The sequence below is a fragment of the Paenarthrobacter sp. CCNWLY172 genome (assembly GCF_037402035.1).
Lineage (GTDB): Bacteria > Actinomycetota > Actinomycetes > Actinomycetales > Micrococcaceae > Arthrobacter.
Window position 1 is genome coordinate 120,955 of record NZ_JBBEGB010000007.1, and the last position, 23,064, is coordinate 144,018.

At 64.8% G+C, this 23,064-nt stretch carries 13 protein-coding genes; 8 read left to right on the forward strand and 5 right to left on the reverse strand.

What is annotated here, in order from left to right:
- Positions 1-134: 134 nt before the first annotated feature.
- From WBN73_RS12745 to WBN73_RS12765, 5 genes are all read right to left on the reverse strand, one after another.
- Positions 135-515 (reverse strand): hypothetical protein, encoded by a 381-nt coding sequence (locus WBN73_RS12745; protein WP_280626714.1) that lies wholly within the window; start codon positions 513-515, stop codon positions 135-137.
- Positions 516-2,225 carry an RHS repeat-associated core domain-containing protein gene (locus WBN73_RS12750; RefSeq protein ID WP_337340422.1) on the reverse strand — a complete coding sequence of 570 codons (1,710 nt, stop codon included), beginning with the start codon at positions 2,223-2,225 and terminating at the stop codon, positions 516-518.
- A gap of 355 nt (positions 2,226-2,580) precedes the next feature.
- Positions 2,581-2,997, reverse strand: a complete 417-nt coding sequence (locus WBN73_RS12755; RefSeq protein WP_207596280.1) for a hypothetical protein — start codon at positions 2,995-2,997, stop codon at positions 2,581-2,583.
- Positions 2,998-3,012: 15 nt separating this feature from the next.
- On the reverse strand, positions 3,013-8,610 hold the full coding sequence (locus WBN73_RS12760) for a DUF6531 domain-containing protein (RefSeq protein WP_337340423.1): 5,598 nt from the start codon (positions 8,608-8,610) through the stop codon (positions 3,013-3,015).
- 170 nt (positions 8,611-8,780) lie between these two features.
- Entirely contained in the window at positions 8,781-9,188 is a 408-nt protein-coding gene (locus WBN73_RS12765) for a hypothetical protein (RefSeq protein WP_280626706.1), read from the reverse strand.
- Between the two features lie 108 nt (positions 9,189-9,296).
- Here WBN73_RS12765 and WBN73_RS12770 point away from each other — a divergent pair, with 108 nt between their 5' ends.
- The 8 genes from WBN73_RS12770 (at position 9,297) to WBN73_RS12805 (ending at position 23,024) form a co-directional block, all read left to right on the forward strand.
- Positions 9,297-12,158: a hypothetical protein gene (locus tag WBN73_RS12770; RefSeq protein WP_337340424.1), complete on the forward strand. Its 2,862-nt coding sequence runs from the start codon at positions 9,297-9,299 to the stop codon at positions 12,156-12,158.
- Positions 12,155-13,498 (forward strand): hypothetical protein, encoded by a 1,344-nt coding sequence (locus WBN73_RS12775; RefSeq protein ID WP_207596277.1) that lies wholly within the window; start codon positions 12,155-12,157, stop codon positions 13,496-13,498. The genes WBN73_RS12770 and WBN73_RS12775 overlap by 4 nt, the downstream gene beginning before the upstream one ends.
- A gap of 57 nt (positions 13,499-13,555) precedes the next feature.
- Positions 13,556-17,845: an FtsK/SpoIIIE domain-containing protein gene (locus WBN73_RS12780; RefSeq protein ID WP_443193262.1), complete on the forward strand. Its 4,290-nt coding sequence runs from the start codon at positions 13,556-13,558 to the stop codon at positions 17,843-17,845.
- Positions 17,846-17,919: 74 nt separating this feature from the next.
- Positions 17,920-19,902: a serine/threonine-protein kinase gene (locus WBN73_RS12785; RefSeq protein ID WP_337340425.1), complete on the forward strand. Its 1,983-nt coding sequence runs from the start codon at positions 17,920-17,922 to the stop codon at positions 19,900-19,902.
- Between the two features lie 181 nt (positions 19,903-20,083).
- Entirely contained in the window at positions 20,084-20,641 is a 558-nt protein-coding gene (locus tag WBN73_RS12790) for an SRPBCC family protein (protein WP_207596274.1), read from the forward strand.
- A 153-nt stretch (positions 20,642-20,794) separates the two neighbouring features.
- Entirely contained in the window at positions 20,795-21,415 is a 621-nt protein-coding gene (locus WBN73_RS12795) for a hypothetical protein (protein WP_337340426.1), read from the forward strand.
- Positions 21,416-21,534: 119 nt separating this feature from the next.
- Positions 21,535-22,278 (forward strand): YcnI family copper-binding membrane protein, encoded by a 744-nt coding sequence (locus WBN73_RS12800; protein WP_337340427.1) that lies wholly within the window; start codon positions 21,535-21,537, stop codon positions 22,276-22,278.
- Between the two features lie 104 nt (positions 22,279-22,382).
- Positions 22,383-23,024: a DUF4232 domain-containing protein gene (locus WBN73_RS12805; RefSeq protein WP_207597470.1), complete on the forward strand. Its 642-nt coding sequence runs from the start codon at positions 22,383-22,385 to the stop codon at positions 23,022-23,024.
- The last annotated feature ends 40 nt before the right edge of the window (positions 23,025-23,064 follow it).

The window sequence follows — 23,064 nt, forward strand, 5'->3', positions numbered from 1 at the left end:
GCACTCCACCGATGACGCCGTAGCTTGGCCAGAAACGTAGGGCCAAGCAGTGAGCTATTTCCCGAAAGCATGTCCTGTCCACCAGGACCATCATCCATTGCAACCTCCGTCCAGCCCCTTGTCCGAGCGCCCACCTATCGTCGTTCACCAGCAGTCAATGTCAGTCCAATCAATAATCCCAGAGGGCACCCCGTCCATAATGCGCCCCCAGTCAACGCAGCCACCGGAATGACATGGGAAAGCCCAGCGAAGGCTAAACTTCCTAAGACGATCGCGGCACCAAACGATAGCGCGGCGGCAATATTTGATTTCCAATATGTTACGCAACCAACAGCTATGGCACAGAGGATAAGAACAATAAAGTTAGCAACCCATACAGATATTCCGAACTCTTCCGTTCTGTTGACGCACAGGATCAGCACAAGAATTCCCGGAACCACAACCCCAGTCCAATAATACCACTCCGGAATGGCCCGGACACTTAGGGTTTTATTACCTGATTCATTCTTCTTCATCTATTTTGGCCACATCTCATCCGTGTAAAAGTTTGCACCGGTTCCTATCCCTCCATTAGCAGCCTCAGTGAACACATTGCCCCAGTTGAAGTACTTTATCGGGGAAGGTGTATTTGGTCCGATAAGATCCCCGTAACCCTGCGGAATTTTGCCACGCAGCGATGCCAGAGTGGAAGACCCTGTACCCGCCATCACAGATGACACTCCGGACTTTAGCGGGTCGAAGGCTTCCCCGTTCACACCACTCTTCACCATTTCGCCTGCGAATCCAGCGCCGATATTGATGCCAAGGGTCGAACCATACTGGAGGCTCTTGGTGGCAGCATGGCCCGCTGCAGGGCCAAGGGCCCCGCTGATAACGTTTGTGGCGGCGCCTCCGGCAACGCTCCCTAACAGTCCTTGGGCCGTCCAAGGACCTCCTTTCTGAACGCGCTCGCGGAGGTAATCTATCGCCCCAACTACACTGCCTGACGCCCCGCTCCCGACCATGTCTTTCATCACACCTGCACCGAATCTCCGCGCGATGACGGCGGCATTTCCTGTCCCACGGGTCAGTGTCGAAGTCGCGTTTGAAGCCATGCTTCGCGCAGCCTGCTGTGCCACCACTTTCCCAACAATATGCGAAGCAGTTTTAGTAATGGCAACCCCGACTCCGCCGCCGGAGATGGCTGCTTGGCCCCAGTTGACTTGGCCGGTGGTTGCTTTTTGGATGACTACGTCGGCGCCGAAGCTCATCAGTCCCATGCCCGCGACTTGGCCGCCGGGGACGAACATCAGCACGGCCCCGCCGACCACAGCGGCCCCTCCGACGACGTATTCCCAGTTGTCTCCGAGCCAGTCGCCTGCTGCGGCGATGGCGCCGCGGGAGGAGCCGTCGTAGGCTTTCAGGTCGGCGTCGGTGAGCGGCCGCAGGCCGGTGGGGTCAGAAGTGTTGAGTGGGTTGTTCCCGGCGTAGGAGTAGGGGTTCCCGTCCCAGCCCGCGCCCAGGACAGGGGCGAGAGGGTCGGTGGAAAGGAAGCCCCGGGTAGCCGGGTCGTAGGCGCGTTTGCCGAGCCATTCGAGTCCGGCGATGTCGATCCCGCCACCAGCGGTCAGGGCGATACCGGCTGGCAACACACCACCGGCACCCAAACCCGCACCAGCACCGGCACCAGCCAGCCCGGCACCGTTTGTTGTGGGACTGCCCGGGGTGGGGGTGGTGGGGGTTCCGAGGACGGCCCAGGGGTCGTGTTGGTCGGTGGGGCGGGCGGTACGCCACCCCGGCGCGGTCCACGCCGCGCCTGTGCCGGTGACCCCACCGGGCAAGGACAACACCTGGGTGGTGTTGATCCCGGCCAGGGTCGGCACGGGCGCGGCGGTGTCCCACCACAACGTCGCCCCGTCCACGGTGGCAAGTTCACCGAGCGCGTCGACGTGGCGCCGGTGCCGGGACACCTCGGCCCCGTCCCGGTCCTTCTCGATGGTTCCGGTGAGGTAGCCGATGGGGCCCCAGGCATATTCGGTCCAGGACCCGTCCGCCCCGATCACCCTGACCCGTCGGCCCAACCCGTCATACACGTACTCGGTGACCGCACCGTCAGGTTCCGTCACAGTTAGGAGCTGGCCTGCGGCGTCGTACTCAAACGTTCGGGCCCCGGTGGGGGTGGTTTCGCGGAGAAGCCGCCCACCGGCGTCGTACTCCCACCCCAACACCGACGCCGACGCCGACACGTTGTGGCTGTCGGTGGTGGCGGAGACCAGTTGCCCGGCAGTGGTCCGTGATGACCACCCGGCGACGGGTTGGGTCGCGTTCGATGGCGGCGATCAATGCACCGTCCACCGCGGTGGTCGCTTCCCGGCCCGCAGTGTCGTAGGTCCACGTGGTCGTGCGCCCGTCAGGATGCAGGCTGTTGCTTCTGGTTTCTTTTCTTATCACCCTAGACAGAGAAATCGAGCCGCTGGGCCCCCACGGAGACGTGAGCTAAGCTCCAGCGCTAGCAGCAAGCCAAAGCACTTCCTCAAATTTCAGTTGCTTCGGAAATTTTCTTGCCCAGCGCACAGCCAACAACTCCCCCCGCGGCCGAGGTCAGCGCACCAATCGATAGTCGTGAGCCGACGGAATGCCGCTCCTAAGGTCCTTCATGACAACACGAGAGAACCAGCCAATATCAAACTCATAATCTTTGCCAATTTCGAAAGAAGAAGAAATTTCCTGTTGATTTTCAAAAGTTATACCTTGCGATATGGAAATCGTTCCGCAGTTCGACGTTTCGACTAAAACGCCAGCGCTCGAGGCGGAGCCTCTGGAGCCCCCTGAATTCGTATTCGGCGATGCAGAAACTACCTTGCAACGAATGCTTTCAACTGCAATCGAATCCCAAGTGGGAATAAGCAGAACGAATAAACCAGCTACCAGGATAAGGACTCCCGTAAGCTTCCAGAACCGCTTAGATCTGCGGTTGGGGTTCTGCTGTTCTGAAGCATCGATATTGTTCTTCGACATCCATTTTCCTGTTCCTCACCAACCACTTGAACGACGTCCGCTCAGTGGGCCTGTTGCACCGTTGGCAAATCCTTGAACGGCTCCATTTACGAGGTCATCCGTGGTAGCAGTACCCGGCTGCAGCTCTGTGTTGACTGCACCCACAATTCCACCACCGATCCGATTGACCACCTGCTCAGTCACGACCGAACCCCAATTGTAGGGTGCGCCGCTGTGAGAGCCTCTGGAGATTGGGCCTGTCCAATTGGGCAAGCGCGCAGCCACGTCATCAGCCCATGCGGCTCCCGCCTTGCCGACAACCCAGGATCCCCCAGCGCCGGTCAAGAATCCGGTTCCGGCCGTGGCGAGGTACCCTCCGATCGTCTGATCTTCTTTATCGTCAAGGGCATAAGCCACGACGTTGCTACCCGACCCGCCCACACCGGCTGACAAGGTGCTCCGAACGGTCGTGCTTCCCAGCACTGTGTTTGCCCTCGTCACGAGAGACGACGTTGAGCCCATGGATGTCGCCACTCGAGTCGCGTTCGCAGCACGTGCCAGCAGACCGCCCGCGGCCCCGCCAAACCCACCGCCGACAGCGCCAATGGCGGCATCCTGCCATACCTTTCCCATGTCGACTTTTCCAGAAGAAGCCTTCTGCACGATCACTGAAGCTCCGCCCGATGTCAGCGCGCCCGCAGCCGCTCCGACGAGGGCCATTCCAACTGGTCCTCCAACACCGGTGAACATCAGTCCCACACCCACGGCGATCGCGGCCCCGGCAGCGACGTACTCCCAGTTGTCTTTCCACCAGTCCCCGGCTGCGGCGAACGCGCCGCGGGAGGAGCCGTCGTAGGCTTTCAGGTCAGCGTCGGTCAGGGGCCGCAAGCCAGTGGGGTCAGTAGTGTTCAGGGGGTTGTTCCCGGCGTAGGAATAGGGGTTCCCGTCCCAGCCCGCGCCCAGGACCGGAGCGAGCGGGTCGGTGGAGAGGAACCCCCGGGTGGCCGGGTCATAGGCGCGCCGGCCGAGCCATTCGAGCCCGGCGACGTCGATCCCGCCACCTGCCGTCAGCGCGATACCGGCAGGCAACACACTAGCCAACCCACCAGCGGAGCTTACTCCTGCACCTGCGTTGGTTGTTGTGGTGGGGTGTGGGGTGGTGGGGGTGCCGAGGACGGCCCAGGGGTCGTGTTGGTCGGTGGGGCGGGCGGTACGCCACCCGGGCGCGGTCCACGCGTCTCCGATGCCGGTGACCCCACCGGGCAAGGACAACACCTGCGTGGTGTTGGCACCGGCCAGGGTCGGCACGGGCGCGGCGGTGTCCCACCACAACGATGTCCCGTCCACGGTGGCAAGTTCACCGAGCGCGTCGACGTGGAGCCGGTGCCGGGACACCTCGGCCCCGTCCCGGTCCTTCTCGATGGTTCCGATGAGGTAGCCGATGGGGCCCCAGGCATATTCGGTCCAGGACCCGTCCGCCCCGATCACCCTGACCCGTCGGCCCAACCCGTCATACACGTACTCGGTGACCGCACCGTCAGGTTCCGTCACAGTTAGGAGCTGGCCTGCGGCGTCGTACTCAAACGTTCGGGCCCCGGTGGGGGTGGTTTCGCGGAGAAGCCGCCCACCGGCGTCGTACTCCCACCCCACCACCTTCGCGGTGGTTCCTGTTTCTGTGGTGGTGGTGGTGGCGGAGGTCAGTTGCCCGGCGGTGTCGTACCCGTACCGGGTGGTGACCCCGCCCCGGGACAGGCCAGTGATCCTGCCGCCGTCCTCCCGGCCAATCAGGGTCACATCAGCTGTTCCTGGGTCATCGGTGGTGGTTCGGATGTGTTCTGCAAGGTCCCCGTCCCGGTAGACCCATTCCTGGGTGTAGTTCCCGGCGGTCGCCGAAACGATGCGCCCGGAGGGGTCGTGGGTGAAGGTGGCGTCCCCGAGCAACGGGTTCGAGACCTTCACAACCCGCCCGGCGGGGTCGCGGGTGTAGCGGGTGGTGGTCCCGGTGGGGTCGGTGAACCCGATCCGGTTCCCGTCACCGTCGTACTCCCACCCCAGCGCCTGCGTCCCGTTCCCGTTGGACTTTCGGGTGAGGAGGCCGCGGCGGTCAAAGCACAGTTCGTGCTCCACCGCATACCCCGCCCCACCCGTGTGGTCCGTGATGACCACCCGTCGGCCCGCCAGGTCGCGTTCGATGGCGGCAAGCAGTGTCCCGTCCACCGCGGTGGTCGCTTCCCGGCCGGCAGCGTCGTAGGTCCAGGTGGTCGTGCGCCCGTCAGGGTCCGTTTGCGACAACTGCCGGCCCGCCGGATCATACGTCGCCGTGGTGGCCCTGCCGAGCGGGTCCGTCACACTATCGACCTTGTCCGTGGCCGTATACGTCCGGGTGGTCACCCCACCCAAAGGGTCGGTGATCTTAGTGAGGCGGCCGCGGGTGTCGTACTCGAACCCGGTCCTGCCCCCCACCCCGTTCGTCGTGGACACTAACTCCCCGGCAAGGTTGTATTCAAAGCGGCGGGTCCCGTACCAGGAATCCTGGGAGAAGCTCAGCCGCCCGACCTTGTCATACCCGTACCGGGCCGTCCCCTCCCCCGGCGTATGCCTCGCGGTCAACCGCCCACAGGCGTCGTAGGCGAAGGTTTCGACCTCCCCGGTCGGCAGTCTCCTCGCGGTGAGGCGCTGGTCCGGGTTGTAGGACAGTTCCGTGACCGCCCCGACCGGGTCAACACTGCGGAAGGGTCGGCCGCAGTGGTCGTACTCGAACCGGGTCACCGCCCCGGTCGGGGAGGTGATCGAGGTGATCTTCCCCGCGGCATCGCGGCCCAGGACCGTCAACCCGCCCTCACCATCGACCAACTCGACAGGGTTCCCCGCCGCGTCATAGCTCACCAGCTCCGCGGACCCGTCGACAGATTCGATTTTCGTGGGGCGGCCGTACTCATCAAAACTATAGGTATTCGTGCTGAACGCATCGGTCAAGGACGCGGTGCCGCTGGTCCGGTCGGTGACCGCGCCGGTCCGGACCCCGGTCGGATCGATCACGGCGGTGAGGGCACCGACCGTGTCGTACTCCCGCACCCAGTCATGCCCGCCCGGGTCCGTGACCGAGACGAGCCGGGAGAGGTTGTCGTGGGTGAACCCCCACTTCGCCCCGTCCGGCAGCACCGCGGCGGTGAGGTTCCCGAGCTCATCAAACACCCGTTCCACGACCCGGCCGAGCGGGTCGGTGGTGCGGGCCAGTTCCCCGTTGGGGGCGTACTCGAACACGGTCCGGCCCCCATCGGGGGCGATCATTGCGGTGGTCCGGCCCGCAGTGTCGTGCTCGAACGCCCACACCGCCCCGTCCGGGTCCACCCGACGCACCAGTACCCCGGCATCGTCGTAACTGAACCGGGTCTCAGCCCCCGACGGGGTCAACGCCGTCACCGGACGACCCGCCCGGTCCCGCACGATCCTCGCAGTGTCACCGGCCGCGTTGGACGTTCCGATGAGGTCTCCGAACGTGTCGTACTCAAAACCGATCACCACCCCGGCAGGGTCGGTGACCTGGGTCAGGAGTCCGTCCCGCCACCGAAGCCCGGTCCGGCCGCCCAGCGGGTCCACGATCACGGACGGGTCCCGGGACAGGTCATCGGCGTACTCATAGGCCACGACGGCACCGGATGCGGTGACCAAGGTCCTCAGACGGTCGTGTTCGTCCCACCCGTAGGTCAGGTCCGCGCCTTCGGGGGTGACGGTGCGGATCTTCCGGCCGCGGGTGTCGTAACCGTGGACCGTGACCGCGCCGTCACGCTCAGTCAAAGACACCAAGTTCCCGTGTCCGTCATAGGACATGGACTGGCGCCGGTCCTCCGCGTCCAACACCCCCACCAGCCGGCCCTTGGAATCAGCGACCCAGGAATTGGACCGGGACCCGTCCTCATCGGAGACCACCGTGACCCGGCCCGGTAAATACGCGAACCTCGTCCGCCGCCCATGCTGTGTGACCTGCCAAACCACACGGCCGGCCTCGTCATAGCTGTTCTCGGCCTCCACCACACCCGCAGCAGAAACCACCGAGGCGATCAGACCCTGCTCGTTCCACCGATACACCCTCGTGCCGGCCTCCGTGCCCACCGTGACCAACCGGCCCGTGGCGTCGTAACCATACTCAACCCGCCGCCCATCCGATGAACGAACCACCGCGACAACACCACCGACGTAGTCGATCTCCACGAACCGGCCCCGGACATGCACCAACCGGTCAACCACCCCCGGCACGCCGCCATCGACCGAACTCTCCGCATCCGGCGCAGCCGGTGTGTGGCGGTGGGCGGAGATGGTCCGGCCGGACCCCGCCCCGGTCCCGAGCCACACCCCGGCGATCGTGTAAGCCCACCAACCGCCCTGGTTATCGGTCACGACCAACACCTCGGAGACACCTGTAGGGACCGAGGACAGCTCCGCCAACCACGGTGTGCCGGCATCTTCGCGGGTGAGCCAGTAATTCTCCCCGACCGCACGGGCCCAGCCTGCACCCTCGCGGGGGAAGTCCACCGCCCGGCCGTCAGCCAGCACCCAGCGGCAGCCCTCATCGGTCAGGACCAGGTGCTGGTCCAGGACCGAGGCCCACCCAGGACCAAACACCCCAACAGTGTCCAGGCCGGAACCGAGGGAGTTATACATCCGGGTGAGAACCAGGTCCGAGCTGGCCCCGGCGAACCCAAGATCTGTTTCGGGTTCAATGAAGTTACCCGTGGCCGTGTTCACCGGATCATTCGCATACCCGGACGAGGGCATCGCCCCGGCCGCGGTGGGCGGGTCAATGACCAGGCCCGTCCGGTTCGCCGAGACCCCGGCCGCGGCCAGTGCCTCGTTCACCGCCGCGTCCGAGAGGGTCGAGACCGCGCCCTCGCTGCCGGCGGCAGCGAACGCGTCCGCGACCACCACCGCCCACGCCGCGTCCGCCTCGTTCAACCGCAAATACTCCCGGAACGCCGTCACCACACCAGCGGCGTCGATCCGGCCCCACCCGCACCGGTCCGCGAACGAAGACAACTCCGACTCCAAGGACCCCGGCACCGACGCGATCCCGTCATCCAGGCCACGGGAACCCGCAGCGAAACTCCGCAACGACTCCGGACGGGCCGAGGACGTCCCGCCCCCGTACCCGCCACCCGGGCCCGGGATCTCCCGCCGCCCCGACGCCGGAGACTCCGAAGGGAACGACGGCGCACTGCCGGGCTCCATATTCGGACGGGCCTCCTCACCCCAAAGGTTGTCCCAGCCCTCTTCGAGCCAGTTGCGGTTGTTATGCCGCCGCACCCACTCGTTGTTCTCCCGGCGCCGGTCATCCTCGTCCCGCGCCTCGGAAATCATGGTCCCCACATACCCGGCCACCGTCCGTAACGCCGCGGCCAGGGACTCCGCGTCCCGGGACGCCGTAGCCGCGTTCGCCGCGAACACCTCCGAAAAATGCCCCCGGAAATCCTCCCCCGCCGAGGTCACCAACGGCGTCCGCGAGCCCGAATGCTCCTGGACCCGCGACGCTGCGGACTCAAAAGCACCCTTCACCGACTCGGCAACCCCATACACAAACCGGCCACCATGGCCAGCATCGGAATCCGGCAACAACGGCATCTCAACGAACTCGGTCACAACCACAGCCCCCAACAGAACAAGAACGCGAACAAAACCCAACAACCCACAAAACCCGGCACCACAACCAACAAACCCGGCGCCACCAGACCACAGCGGAACGGCCGGGCAACCACACCGCACTAAAGCGGCACGATCACCCGGCCCCCACACTCACAGCAAAGAAGGAATCAGGCCCCGCCACCGGCAGAGAAAATATCCTGCGAAATCTTCTGCAACTGACCGCGCAACTGCTCCAGCTCTTCCTTGGCCTTATCCAACGCAGCCTTCGTCTCCGGCCACGTCGAACCACGGAACTCAGCAGCCAACGGCCCATCCCACACATTCGGATCCGACAACACACGACCCTGCGCATCCAACGCCGAAATCTGATCCGTAAACCCACCAGTAATAATCGACTGCACCTGACCAATAGCAGCCTTGGCTTGCTCAGTAGACAACACACGCGACATAGAACTTTCCTCCCAATAAGAACAATCGCAACACCCAAGCCAAAAAACCCAGGCAACCAAACACCCACAAACTACCAACACCACCGAATAAATCCAACAAACAGACAAACAAAGTTCGAAAAACATGATTCGTTCGTGAACTGCGGGCGGTGCCCCGCACGGCGGGATTAGTCCATTCGGGAGCGCAACCTTATGATACTCAAGGCACCGTGAACGGAAAGAGGGGGACGATCCATGCCCAGGCAGGCTAGTTTTAACCAGTACAAACCGGGGCGGCGTATCCCCTCGGGCCGTTCTCTGGGCATCGCCCTGATAGCGCTGGGACTGATCGCGACCACTTCGTGCACCCAGACTCCCGAGCCAGAGCCGGTGTCCAACCCGGTCAAACTCCTGCAGAGCGTCCGTGTAGGCCTGTCCCCCGCCGCCGGAGTGCAGAAGATCGAAGGCACCACCATCTCCGTGTCCGCTGCGGGTGACTCTTCGGCGGAAAACACCACCTATGACACCGCCCAGGTAGTGGGCGAACTCCCGGTGCGCGTGAGCCTCCAGTACCGTGCCGGCGAGAAATCGGGTTCCGACCTCGCCGAGTTGAAAGGCCACACCGGCCCGGTAGAGATCAACCTGACGCTTGAGAACCTCACCGTCAAACCACAGACCATCCAGTACGACGCCGCCGGCCAGGCCCGCTCTGACACCGCTCTGGTAGGCGCTCCGCTGACAATCGCAGCGTCCACCAAGCTCCCGGGCATCCGGGCGGACGACGTAACACCCGGCTCAGCCGACGGCACTACCGGTACCAACGGAGTCCTGAGCAGCACCGAAGACGGCGCCACCGTTGTCCAGTGGGCCACTGTCCTGGCTCCCCCGCGTTCCGGCGCCAGCACCACGTTGCGCCTCGCCGCCGACGTGAAGGACTTCCAGGTTCCCGAATTCGACGTCGCAGTCCAGCCTGGCCTCAATACAGACCTCAGTGCCAACGGTGTGCTCGCCAGCGCCTTCTCATCCGGAACCGGTTCGGAGATGGAGCTGCAACGCCGCACCATTTCGCTCGTATCTGATGTCAACACGGTCCTGGCGAAGGCCGGATCCACCATCACCGATGTCCGCAGGAACCTGCAGGCAACCTCGCAGACTCTCGGCGCAAAGACGGCCGGTGAACTGCGGGACAACTCCCAGGCCCTTGCCGCGACGATGTCTGACCTGAAGCAGCAGCTGCAGGTTCTCGGCTCTGATTTGGAGTCTTCAACAACTGCCACCCAGTCCACCACCATGTCGCAGTTGAAACTGACGGTCTCCGCCGTGGACGCCATGCTGGGCGACACTTCCGCGACACCGCCGGTCACCCCCATCACCGGTGACGGCTGCACCGCCGAGGTGGCCAAGGCCGCGCCGGCAGCCACCGTTTACTCCAGCGTTCTCACCATGTCCTCACAGCTGGACGCCTACGCTAAGGTCAGCGCGAGTTGCCGGGACACCGTTGCCGGCGCCCTCAAAGCCACCATGGGACCGGAAAACCCCACGCCAGCGGAATGCGCTGAGCAGGGTTCCATGACCTGCTCCCTTTATGGTTCGGCTGTGACAGTTACCGGAGCGCTTCTGGGCCTGGTGCAAAAGGGCGACGAGCTCGTCTCCGGTCTCCAGCCGCAGGTCATCGAAGGCGCGATCAAAGACCAGGCAACTTCCGCCGTCGCACTTGAAAAAGTGCGCACCGACCTCGGTGCGATGCTTGACGGCTCTGGAACGTCCGAGGATTACAGCAAGGCACTGGCTGCACTGGATACGGCCATCAAGTCCGCCGCCGACTCTGCAGCCGCGACGCGGAAAGCAGCCACGGCAGCCCAGACCAGCGTTGACGCCCTCCGGCAGAAACTGCTCGCCATCGCCACCAATGCCAAGGATGCCAAGGGCGAACTCGGTCAGGGAACCTGGCTGAACGGCTCCATGCTGCAGCAGAACCAGAAGGTGGCGGACGAGCTGTGCAAGCTGTCCGATGACAGCCTCATCCCCGGCAAGGGCAAGCTGTCCGCAAAGGATGTTGAGCGGCTGCGTTCCTATTTGACCTCAGTGCCGTGCGAACCGACTGATGAGGACGGCAACCCCACACCCGCGCTGAATCCGCCGCCGGGCTTCAAGGAGCCACTGGACGTGCGGCTCGAAGGTCAGTCAGCCGCTTGGGACGAGGTTCTTGCAGCCACTGACACGACTGCCGCCGACCAGGCAATTGGCCAGGCGTTCACCGCCTTGGAAGCGACGTTCGACGACGCCGACACCAAGCTCGAAGCGATCAAGACGGGCGTCAAGACGCTCGACGGCGCCGCAACAGGAAACGCCAATGGCACCAAAAAGGGACTTGAGGCGCTCGATACTGCACTGGCTGACGCGATTGACTCCTCCGGCACAGTGACGACCGCACTCGCGAAGTTGAAAGAGCAGCAGGACATGCTCGGCGACAAGATCAAAGAGTCACTCCGCGACGTTTCGGCCGAAACCGCCGCCGAGGTCTACAAAACCGTCGGCGAACAAGTACGCCAGGTTGCCGACATCGGCGATGCCAGCTCTGAATCCGTGACCACAGCCTTCAACCGGTCCATTTCCGGGCTGAAGTCCACCTCAGACGACGTTGTGAAGGACGCCGAGGGCACGGTCAACAAACAGCGCGACGAACTCCTCGGTCAAAGCGGTGACCTCACAGCCGCCCTGTCCAAGAGCACTCAGTCCTCGCTGGAGAACATTGCGTCCAGCACGTCCGGCTCCACCCGCGACGTCGAGGGTGCCAGCGCCCTTCTCGCCTCCAGCCTCAATAAAGTGATGCTGGATCTCGGTGACCGCACGGTCAACGGCTCGGGTCTGCTCGGCTCCATGGCCACCAGCGCGGCAAAAGCAGACACAGCGGACTTCCAACTGGCCCTGGCCTCCCAGAATGCTGAAGGCTACGCCAACATACGCTCCCGCGACGTTGCAGGACTTCTCCTGCGCCAGGCCCAGTTCAAGGCCTCGCTCACTGCAGTGGATGAACTGCCACCGTTCCAACTCGAGGTCCCTGCAGGTGCGACGTCACAGACGCTGTACACACTGAAGATCGGCGGCAACGCGTGAACCCCCGCAACCGTCTCTTCTTACTGATCGCTGCGGGAGCCGCCGTCGTGATTGCTGCTGCTGTGGTCCTGACCATGGCACTGAACCGCCCCACGGAAGCTCCCCGGCCCGATCCTGTGGCTGCCACAGTTCCTGTTGCCCTCAAGGCTGACGGCCTGCCGGCGGACTTTTCGATCGGCGTCGTCATGACATTCGGCCAGTCCGGTGAGCCCGGAACCGAATACAACCGCGCAGCACAGGGTGCCGTGGTGGCGGCACAGCGTTTCGCCCAAGGCGGCGCGACAGTCACCCTCCCCACCCAGAACGACCAAGGCACCGAAGACGGCGCCCGTGCCGCAGTCGGCGCGCTTGCCGAGCAGGGTGTGTCCGGCGTTCTCGTTGCCAGCACAGGTCCGCAAGCCCGTGCAGCAGCGAAGGCCGCTGAGGAGCGGGGCCTCCCGGTCATCTTGCCCTACAGCGAGGCGTCGGAACCGACCCAAACGACGTGGACCACTGGACCAACATCAGCCTCTGTCCAAGCCGCTCTGGGGACCGCACTTGCCGGCAAGAGCCGGGTGCTGCTGGTCAGCGACGGCGGCCAGGTCCCGGCATCCGTCACTCCCGCTGACACACTGACGCTGGAGGGCTTCTCCGACGTGTCCGGCTTGGCCCAGGAAGCAGCCATCCGTACGGGCGACCAGCTTCGACCTCCGGCCAAGGACGCGCCGGCTGATGCTGAAGGCACACGGATTGCCAACCCCGCAGACGCTGTTGTGGTGTCGGCGGCAACCCCGCAGCGCCTGGCCCGGCTGGTCCAAGCCCTCCAGTCACGCGACGTGTCCGTTCCGCTGGTACTTCCCGACGGCGCCATCACCCCCGCGTTCGCGTCCTCGCTCGCGGAGCTTGACGGCACCGCTTCAGGACAACTTGTCAGCGTCGCCCCGGCGACCGGCGATGCAATCGCACTTCAGCAGGACGCCCAAGGGCGGGGCATGTCCGCGTTCCTCTCCGGCATTAGATTGGCTGGCGGGAACCCGGAGATCAAGAACCTGACAGACGATACCCCGTTCTCGGCGGATGCCTGGGCCGCGGACGCCCGAAGCCATGACGCCGTGGTGGCCCTGGTCCGCGCGGCTGCACTGGCCGGCAGCAAGGAACCGTCGAAGGTCGCAGCGTCGCTGCGCACCCTGTCCTTCGGCGCCGGGGAAGGCCTCGCCGGACCGCCGCTGGACTTCTCGCAATCCCAAGCACTGACTGCCGAAGCGATCCCCGTCTTCGCGTCACCTCAGGACCTCGGTCTTCGTCCGGCAGACGAGAACGCTCCACGGCTCGTCTGGGTACCGGCACCAGCCAGCCCTTAACAACCCTTTCTGTCCCCACGCCTGAGGGGAACAGTTCCACTACAGGAGGAGCGCCCGTTGCGTGTGCTGATCGACCTGGACGATCGTCGTTTCGAGTGCGAGGTTGCCCATGCTGCGCCCGCCACCACGCTGTCCGACTTAGTGGAAGCTGCCGGCGGACCCAGGGTTTCGCCTGATGAGCCGGTGTTTGTCAATGAGACAGAGGTCCGGGGTGCCACGCCGCTCTCCGAACTGATTCTGTTGGAGGGCAGCCGCATCTCACGCGCACCGTGGCCCGCGCCGCACCGTGTCCGTGGTTGGAGCCTGACGTTGGCCGGCGGGCAACGTACGGGTGGTGTGGTGGATGTTCCGCAGGGGCGTGACATGCTGGTCGGCAGGTCGCCCCATGCCGACCTCAGTCTCCCCACCGAAAGTGCCTCGTGGGATCACTTCCGTCTTCGCCGCGAAGAGGAGGGGCTCCGGGTGGTGGATGGCGGTTCCACCAACGGCACCTTGGTCAACGGGGAGCCTGTGGGCGAGGACGGGGTTTTGGTCACACAAACGGCCACCATCACGGCAGGTGGCACGGTCCTTCTCCTCCGCCCCACCTTGGATGAGACCCCCGCTCCCGCCCCCGGCAGCCTGCACAACCTGACCCCGGCAGCCACTGCTCCCTTTAACAGGCCACCGCGCCCCGGCCGCGCACCCGCCGGGGATCCGTTGGTCCCGCCGAGCCGCAAGGACGTTCCGCCAGCCAACAAGTTCAGTTACATCACAGTGCTGGCACCGCTGGTCATGGCCGTTGCGATGGTGATGATCCTGAGGGACATGCGCTTCGCGATGTTCGCCATGCTCAGTCCGGTGATGGCGGTGGGCATGTGGTTCGAGCAAAAGCGTCGCCATGCCCGGGGCCTCAAGGAAGAGGCAGAGCGCTTCGACGGAGCCCTCAAAGAGTTTGAGCAACAGATCCGCACAGCCGCAGAGGTGGAAACCGCCCGCCGGCACAAGATGGTCCCCGATCCCGCTACGGTGGTCCGCCGTCCGTCACTTCCGGCGACGTCACTGTGGCAGCGCCGTGCTGACTCCGACGACTTCCTGGTCCTGCACGCGGGCACAGGTGACGTCCCGTGGAAGCCCGAAGTTGACCGTGCTGCGGGCTCGCGCCCGGACGAAAAAGTCAAGGAGACCCTCACCGCCGCCCGTCTCCTGGCAGCCCCTGTTCTGGTGGACCTGACCGACGCCGGCGTCGTTGGCATTGTTGGCTCACGGGAAGGAGCCCTGGCGTTGGCCCGTTCACTGGTTGCCCAGGCCGCGGTGCACGTTGGTCCTGCCGATCTGACGATCGGCGTTTTCTGCGACGCCGGCCGGGCCGATGAATGGGAATGGGCGTCCTGGCTCCCCCACACACGCCAAACCGGCAGCAGCACGGGCGATCGCTGGATGTCCGCGCATCGTGAGACCAGCCTGGCCATGCTGCGCATGCTGAAGGATTCAGTGGAGGAATTGCCCACCCCAGCGCTCATGGTGGTCCTGGATTCCGACGTACTGACAGAGGGCAGGGACGCCCCTGCCCGCGCCTTGCTCGGCATGGGGCGTTCCGTTCCCGGTGGCCACGTCAACCCGCAGCAGCGGCCTCCCCGCGTGGCGGGCATCGTCATAGCGACGTCCGAGGAACAACTGCCGGCGTCCTGCACCACCATTATCAGGGTTGGGACGGATGCTGCAGCCACCGTGGACCAGCCGGAGGACCTGACCCGCGTGGAGGACGTCATCCTGGCAGGTCTCGACCAGGAAGAAGCCCTGCGCTGCGCCACACGCTTGGCACACTTCGATGATCCCGAACTCAGCGTTCCCGGGGCTTCCTTGCCCTCTTTGGTACGGATGCCCGGGCTTCTGGGCTACGAACGCCCCGACGCGGCCACGATCCGCCGGATGTGGCAGGCCCCCACCGGCGTTTCCACGCCAATAGGTACCGGCGAAAACGGACCCCTGACCCTTGACCTCGTCAAGGACGGACCGCACGGGCTGGTGGGCGGCACCACCGGCTCCGGAAAGTCCGAATTCCTGCGCTCCCTGGTAGCTGGCCTCGCCGCCCGCAACGATCCCACCCGATTGAACTTCATTCTGGTGGACTTCAAGGGAGGGGCAGCCTTCAAGGCCTGTGAGCGCCTCCCGCACACCATCGGAACCATCTCCAACCTGGACGAACAACTGGCTGACAGGGCCCTGATCGCCCTGGAAGCAGAGATGGAGCGCCGCCAGCGGGTTTTCGCAGAGGCAGGCGAGGGAATCGACAACCTCAATGCCTACTTGGCCACGAACCCCGCCGAGCCGATGCCCCGGTTGCTGCTGGTGGTCGATGAGTTCGCCATGCTGGCCAAGGATTTCCCGGATGTCCTGACGGCCCTCGTCAGCATTGGCGCCGTGGGCCGCACCTTGGGAGTGCACATGATCCTGGCTACGCAGCGTCCGGCTGGGGTGGTGAGCGACGACATCCTCGCGAACACCAACCTTCGGGTGGCGCTGCGCGTCCAGAGCCGCGACGACTCCAACAACGTTATTGGCGTCCCAGCCGCCTCAGCGATCGGCAGGGCCCAGATGGGCCGCGCCTTTGTGAAACTCGGCCAAGACGACATCACGCCCGTCCAGACCGCGCTGGTCACCGGACAGGCACAGCTCGACGGCGGCCCCGCCGTCGATGTTCGCGACATCCGGCAGTTCGGTGTCCCCGCCCCCGCGCCCGTACTTCCACGGTCCGCTGCGATGGACGAAAACGATCTGGATCTCCTTATCGACGCCGTGGTGGAAGCCAATGCCGAAGCCGGATACGCCCCTCCGCGGCAGGTCTGGCCGGAGGCGCTGGGCGAGCGGGTGGAGCTGGAAGGATTCCTGGCGGAGGGATCTCCCGAGGAGACCTCTACAGCCGACCGTCCATCGGTCGGAAGCGTACAGGGGTCCACCGTCCTCTTGACCCTGTTGGACGAGCCTGACTTGCAGCGCCAGTCTGCCGCCGGATGGGACATGTCCATGGGCAACCTGATGCTGATGGGTGTAGCGGGCTCCGGTACAAGCACCACCCTGGCGACCATCGCGCTGACCCTTGCGAAGAATACAGATCCCGCCGACTTGGACCTGATGATTCTGGACATGGGTTCCGGCGACCTGGAGATGCTCAAACGCCTGCCCCACACGGTGGCCTATGTGGGAACCGGTGCCGGCGCCAAGGAGCAGCAAGCGCGTTTCCTGCGGCACCTGAACACCGAATTGGAAAGTCGCAGGGCAGCACCAGGTACGCATCGCCGCACGGTGGTCCTTCTCGACGGCCTGGCGTCGCTGCGCGATGAATTCCAGGACTTTGAGGGGCAGCAACTCCTGGGCCTGCTGTACCGGGCCTATGCCGACGGGCCGGCCCTGGGGCTCTCCTTCGCCGTGACCACGACCCGTGCCAAAGCAGTTCCTTCCGTGATGAATGAAGTAACGCTGCAGAAGTGGCTCTTCCGGCTTGCCGACACCTACGACTACTCGTCGCTCGGGGTGCGGGCAAAACATGTCCCGGCCGCCCTCCCCGGACGTTGCGTGGATCCGCGGACCTCCCTGCAGATGCACGTTGCTACTCCCGGCATCGGCTTGGAAGCCGCTGTGGACCGTGTCCGCCAAGGGTGGGGAGATGCGCCTGCCAAGACCACTGCAATCAGGAGCCTGCCCACCAACGTCACCATGGCGGATCTCGGCGTGAAGCCACAACTCGAGACCGAGCCGTGGCACATCCCCGTGGGAATCCGCGAAACAGACCTCTCACCGGCTTTCCTGGAAATTTATGAGGGCGAGCACGCCCTGATTGCCGGGCCGGCCCGTTCTGGTAAATCCACCGTGCTGCTGGCTCTGGCCGAGGCTGTCCGTGGCGTATCCACCTCCCGGGGCCCGGCCCAGGTCTGGGGCATCTGCGACCGCCGCTCCCCTTTGGCCACCGCCGATCTGGACCGGATAGCCGTAGGCACCGACGAAGTACCTGCGTTGTTGGCTTCACTGCGGATCGAGCGCGGCCCGGTGTTCCTCTTGATCGATGACGCCGAACGCTTTGAGGACACCGATCAGTCCATTGCGGGGATCGTAGCCTCCGGGCTGCCCGGGCTCTGCATTATTGCCTCAGGGCGGGCCGCTGACCTCCGTGGGCTGTACAGTCACTGGACCAAGGCCATCCGAAAATCCCGTCTGGGCGTGGTGCTCCAGCCCGACGTCAATTACGACGGCGAGCTTCTGGGTGCCACGCTTCCGCGGAAGGCACCCGTGGCGCTCACTGCCGGACGCGGATACCTCGGTGTGGGCGGGCAAATGTCGCTGATCCAGTCCCTGAGTCCCGGGAGCTAAACCAACAGCAGATACTTTGCAGGGGTCCGCGGAACGGCCCGGACATCAGATCGACAGCTTTGGAGAGTACGGACATGCAATTGGCACAAACGGGTCAGGCGTTGGGCGCGTCCTACCGCTTTGGGGAGCGCGTGGGCTCAGGGGCTGTGGGCGAAGTCTGGACGGTCACGTCCACCGACGGCCGCACCCTGGCGGCCAAAGTCCTGCGACCGGAGCATGCCGATGACCCTTCCTTGGTAGAGCGGTTCGTCCGCGAGCGCTCCGTGCTGCTCGGTCTGCAGGATTCCAGCATCGTCACAGTACGGGACATGGTGGTTGAGGGTGAACGGTTGGCCATCATCATGGACTACATCGCGGGCGGCTCGCTGCGCGACGTCGTCAAGGACTCCGGCCCGCTGCCCTCCGAAGACGCAGCGAAAGTGGCCGCCGAAATCTTCGATGCCCTCGCGTTCGCCCACTCGCGGGGCGTGACGCACCGTGACATCAAGCCGGACAATGTGCTCCTGGCCCGCCCGTGGTCCGAGTGTGAAAGCGGCGACGTGCGTGTGTCCGACTTTGGCATTTCCGACGTCGTGGGCGAGAAAATCCGCCAGACGACAGGCCTGATCGGCACTCCGCAGTACATGCCTCCCGAACTCATCAGCCAAGGGCGGTCCGGGCCCGCCGGAGATGTCTATTCCACGGGAGTCCTGCTCTACGAACTCCTTGCCGGCCGCACGCCGTTCGCGGGTCCGGGGACGGACTTCAGCGTTGCGTACCGCCATGTCTCTTCGCGACCGCCCCGTATTCCGGTGGATGATGCTTTGTGGAGCGTCCTGGATCGGCTGTTGTCCAAAGACCCCAACCAACGCCCAACAGCCGGTGAAGCTGCGTCGTCGCTCCGACGCCTGGCGCCCGGTCTTGCGGGCAAGCCCGCTCTCCTCCGGGGGACAGCGCCCGAAGAGTTCGACGACGTCGAACGTCCCGCTACCGTCGTCCGCGGCGCCTTTACCGATGACGAACTCACAGCCTTTGCAGCGGCCCCACCCGCCGGCGTCGATGTTGAGGCTCCGGACCTTGGGCAGGCCGGCAGCGCTACCATTGCCCGCCCCATGCCGCGCCGCGAGGTCCTTCCCCAAGCGGAGGAAAAGGCAGAGGAAAAAGACTCGACCCCGTTTTGGCGGACACGCAAGGCGCTGCTTCTGGCCGCCAGCGCGGTCTTCCTGATCGTGGCCATGGTGGTGGGTTTTATTCTCCTGTCCCCCACCACCCAGCAGGCAGCACCCCCGCCTCCCGGACAGCAGCTGTCAGCGCAACTTCAGGACCCTGCCCTTCCGACAGGCCTCGCCATTTCGCGGAGCGCAGCGTACGAGCCTTCGTCCGGCCAGGTCCGTTTGACAGTGTCCTACTCGGCGCAGAAAGCGCCCTTGTCCGGTGAGTTCCTGGAGGTCATCCCCGGACTTGCCGATGGCGAAGCATGCCCGGCTGTGACGTGGGATGGTGGCACGGTGAGCCGTAACCAGGCTTCCATCACCGGCCTGGATGTTGAATGCGGCTGGAAGCTGTCCGGGGTGGAGATTCCCGCCGGAGGATCTGTACAACTGACCGCCAAGGTACCTGTGCAGCCCGCGGACCAGAGGGCAATGGATGCCTGGCTTCGCAGCTCATCGGCTGCAACCACGGCTGCCACGCAAAACCCTGCCGTCAAAGGCACCGCGTACCCGGTGCAACGCCTCAAGGGCGTAGAGGTCCGCACCCCTGCCCGCGTTGTCACGCCCAGTCCCCTGAAAATCACGCTGGTTCCGGTGTGGGCAGGCGGCGCCGATGAACTCAATCCCCTCTACGTCAGCCCGGCCTCGGGTAAGCCATCGCAGATGCTCGACGCAGTCACCGGCGGTGAAAAGGGAGTGCGGTTCGCCGACGGTTGTGGCGGAGCGCTGGCGGTGGACAGCTCAGGACTCACTGTCACAGCCCTGCAGATCACGCCGCAATGTACGGTCCGGGCCAGCGTGGGAAACTTCACCGAGCTCCAGTCCGCGCCGTTCGGCATCACATCCCGGGAGAACTCGGGCGAGTAGCTTTGTCTTCGCTTCCGCCGAGGGGCGGGATCTCAACCCTTTCACGACCGGCGAGGGGCGGGATCTCAACCCTTTCACGCTGTCAAAGGGGCGAGAGCTAACCCTTCGACGATGCCAAGAGTAGATTAATCACGGATGCCACCAGACACCCTCGGAACCAGCACGGACCTCGGAGGCAACAATGGCCGGGACCACCAAAAGAACCAGCAAAAGCAGTGACTACGAGTTCGTTACTGTGTGGCGTGTGGCGGGATCCCGCGAGGAAGTGGTGGACATCCTCGGTGATGCCGCGGCGCTCAAGCAATGGTGGCCGTCCGTCTATCTCACGGTCACTCCCGTCGCCGACGGCGGACCTGACGGCGTTGGCGCCAGCTTCGACCTCCACACCAAGGGCTGGCTCCCGTACACCCTGCGTTGGCGGCTGACCGTCACTGAACCGGTGACCCTCGACGGCTTCGCCCTCACAGCACAAGGCGACCTCAACGGAACAGGCCGCTGGACGTTCGAAACCGACGGCCCGGAAGTGGTCATCACCTACGACTGGCGGGTCAGCGCAGCCAAGCCACTGCTCCGTTGGCTGAGCTGGCTTCTCAAACCCGCATTCTCGGCCAACCATCACTGGGCCATGGCGCGCGGCGAGGAAAGCCTCAAACTGGAACTCCGCCGTCGTCGTTCCACGTCGATAGCGAAAGTGCCTCAGCCCCCACAAGCAACCTTCGTCCGGCGGGCGAGGGGTTAGCTCTCACCTCTTTTGTCGCTGCCAAAGTGCCGGGATCCCGCCCCTCGGCGCACCTATCCACATAGCCACCCATCCGGGGCCAGGCCGGCGCCGAACTCCCGATAGAATCAAGACGCCGACAATCAAGCAACAAATGAGATCAGGGAGGACCACGTGCGCACATCGCGGACCCGGGCTCCCTTCCATGCTCTGCGGTCGGGCGCCGTCTCCCTTGTCGTGGTTCTCCTCGCAGCAGGTGCCCACATTGTGGGCGGCGGGACGCTTCCCACGGCCCCGGTCCTGTTGGCGCTCGTGGTGCTGACGGCTCTGGTGGCAACACTGGCTACCCGTTTCAAGCTGAACCTCGTCTCCATGGCGGGCCTCTTAGGCGCGGGACAATTGGTGCTTCACGAGGCCTTCACGGCCCTGGGGCCCATCACAGCCACGGGTCCGGCGGCAAACCACCACCTGGGCGGTGAATCCCTGGACCCCGGGATGGATATCGCGGCGACCCACACCCACGAGCTCGGGACGGCTTTCGGCGCACTGATGCTGGTGGGTCACATCCTGGCGACCCTCGCTTCCGCCGTCGTCCTGGCCAAGGGCGAAGATGCGCTCTGGCAGTTGGCGGCCTGGCTACGGCCGCTGCTCGCCCTGCCGACCTTGGTGTTCAGGCCCGACGCCGGCGCCTCCCCTGTCACGGTTGGCGCACCCGACGTCTTCATCCCCCGCCCCTGGCGGAACCTCAGGCAAGACAGCCGACGCGGCCCGCCCGCCGTCGTCGTACTTCCCTAGTTCCGCCCGGCACCAACGCGACGCGACAATGCGCCGCACACGCAAAGCCTTTGCATGGTGACGGGCCCCAACCCCGTACCCCTGCGCCGGTTCAGCCAGCGCATCTGAAAGGCATTCCCATGAACAAGTCCGCCCTCCGTCGCACCCTTTCCGCTACCGCCGTCGCCGGTGGAACCGCCGCCCTGATGATGGCCGGCCTGGCCGGAGCGTCAGCCCACGTTTCCGCAGACCCGAACAAGACCGCTGCCAACTCATACGCCCTGGTTACCTTCGGCATCCCGCACGGTTGCGACACGTTCGGCACCACCAAGGTAGCCATTTCACTCCCCGAGGAGCTGAACGACGCCCAGCCCACAGTCAACCCGAACTGGACCGTGGAGAAGGTCACGGAGACCCTCGCAGAGCCCAAGAAGCTGGACGATGGCACCACCATCACCAAGCGCACCAGCCAGATCGTGTACACAGCCAAAGCTCCGCTGGACCCGCACCTCCGTGACGCTCTGGTCCTGTCGGTCAAACTGCCGGACGCGGCTGGCAAGACCATCTACTTCCCCACCTTGCAGACCTGCGAGCAGGGCCAGACTGACTGGTCGGAGATCGCCAAGGAGGGACAGGACGAGCACGAACTCAAAGCTCCTGCGCCGTCGGTGACCATCACCCCTGCTGCCGCGGAAGGTGACCACCACGCGGCAACCGCCGTCTCCACCGAGCAGGCTTCCGCAGTGACCTCGGACGACGGTTCGCAGGCACGCAGTTGGGCCGGCCTGGTCGCCGGCATCGCTGGTTTGGGCCTGGGCGGTGCTGCCTTCTTCCGCAGCCGCGCTGCCAAGCCTGCGGTGGCCAAGGCTGATTCCTCCAAGTAGTTGACCCCGGGTTGGCGCCCGGAAGATCACGATCCGGGCGCCAATCCGCACACTGTGCCGTGGCTCAATTGACTCGCGTCACGGCCGGGGCAAGGCTGGTGCCCATGTGGACTCAGCGCATCAAAACCGGACTTGTCACAACGACGGCAGCCGCTTCATTGCTGCTCCTGGCGGCTTGCGGGCCAAGCCCCAGCCCGGCGGGAACCAGCAGTGCCCCGCCCACTTCTTCAACTCCGTCGGCCTCGTCGACACCCAGCTCACCATCGGCGACGGCCACGACGACGCCCTCCCCATCGCCGACCGCCACGTCCGCCGCGCCAGCAGACGCCACCCTGTGCAAAGCGGCGTCGCTGACGGCGGCTACCGATTCAACCGGCGGCGGAGCAGCAGGCAGCATCTACGAAAAGCTGATCCTGACGAACTCCGGCACAACCCCCTGTGTCCTCGAAGGCTTCGCCGGCGTCTCACTGACAGCCGATGCCAGCGGCGAACCGATCGGCGAACCGGCAACCCGCGAGACCACCACTCCGGTCACCAAGATCGAACTGGCCCCGGGCAAGTCTGCGTGGGCTGAAATCCGCTACACGCAGGCCGGCAACTACGGCGACTGCACCAAGGTCCCTGCCGCCGGCTTCCGGATCTACCCGCCAAACGACACAGCATCGCTGTTCGTCGCAGAGCCCCACGACGCCTGCAGCAATGCCGGCATCAAACTCCTGACCATTACCGCGTTCCAAGCAGTCTGACGTTGACTCCACGGCTCCCGGCTTATTCTGTCGGGGCCGT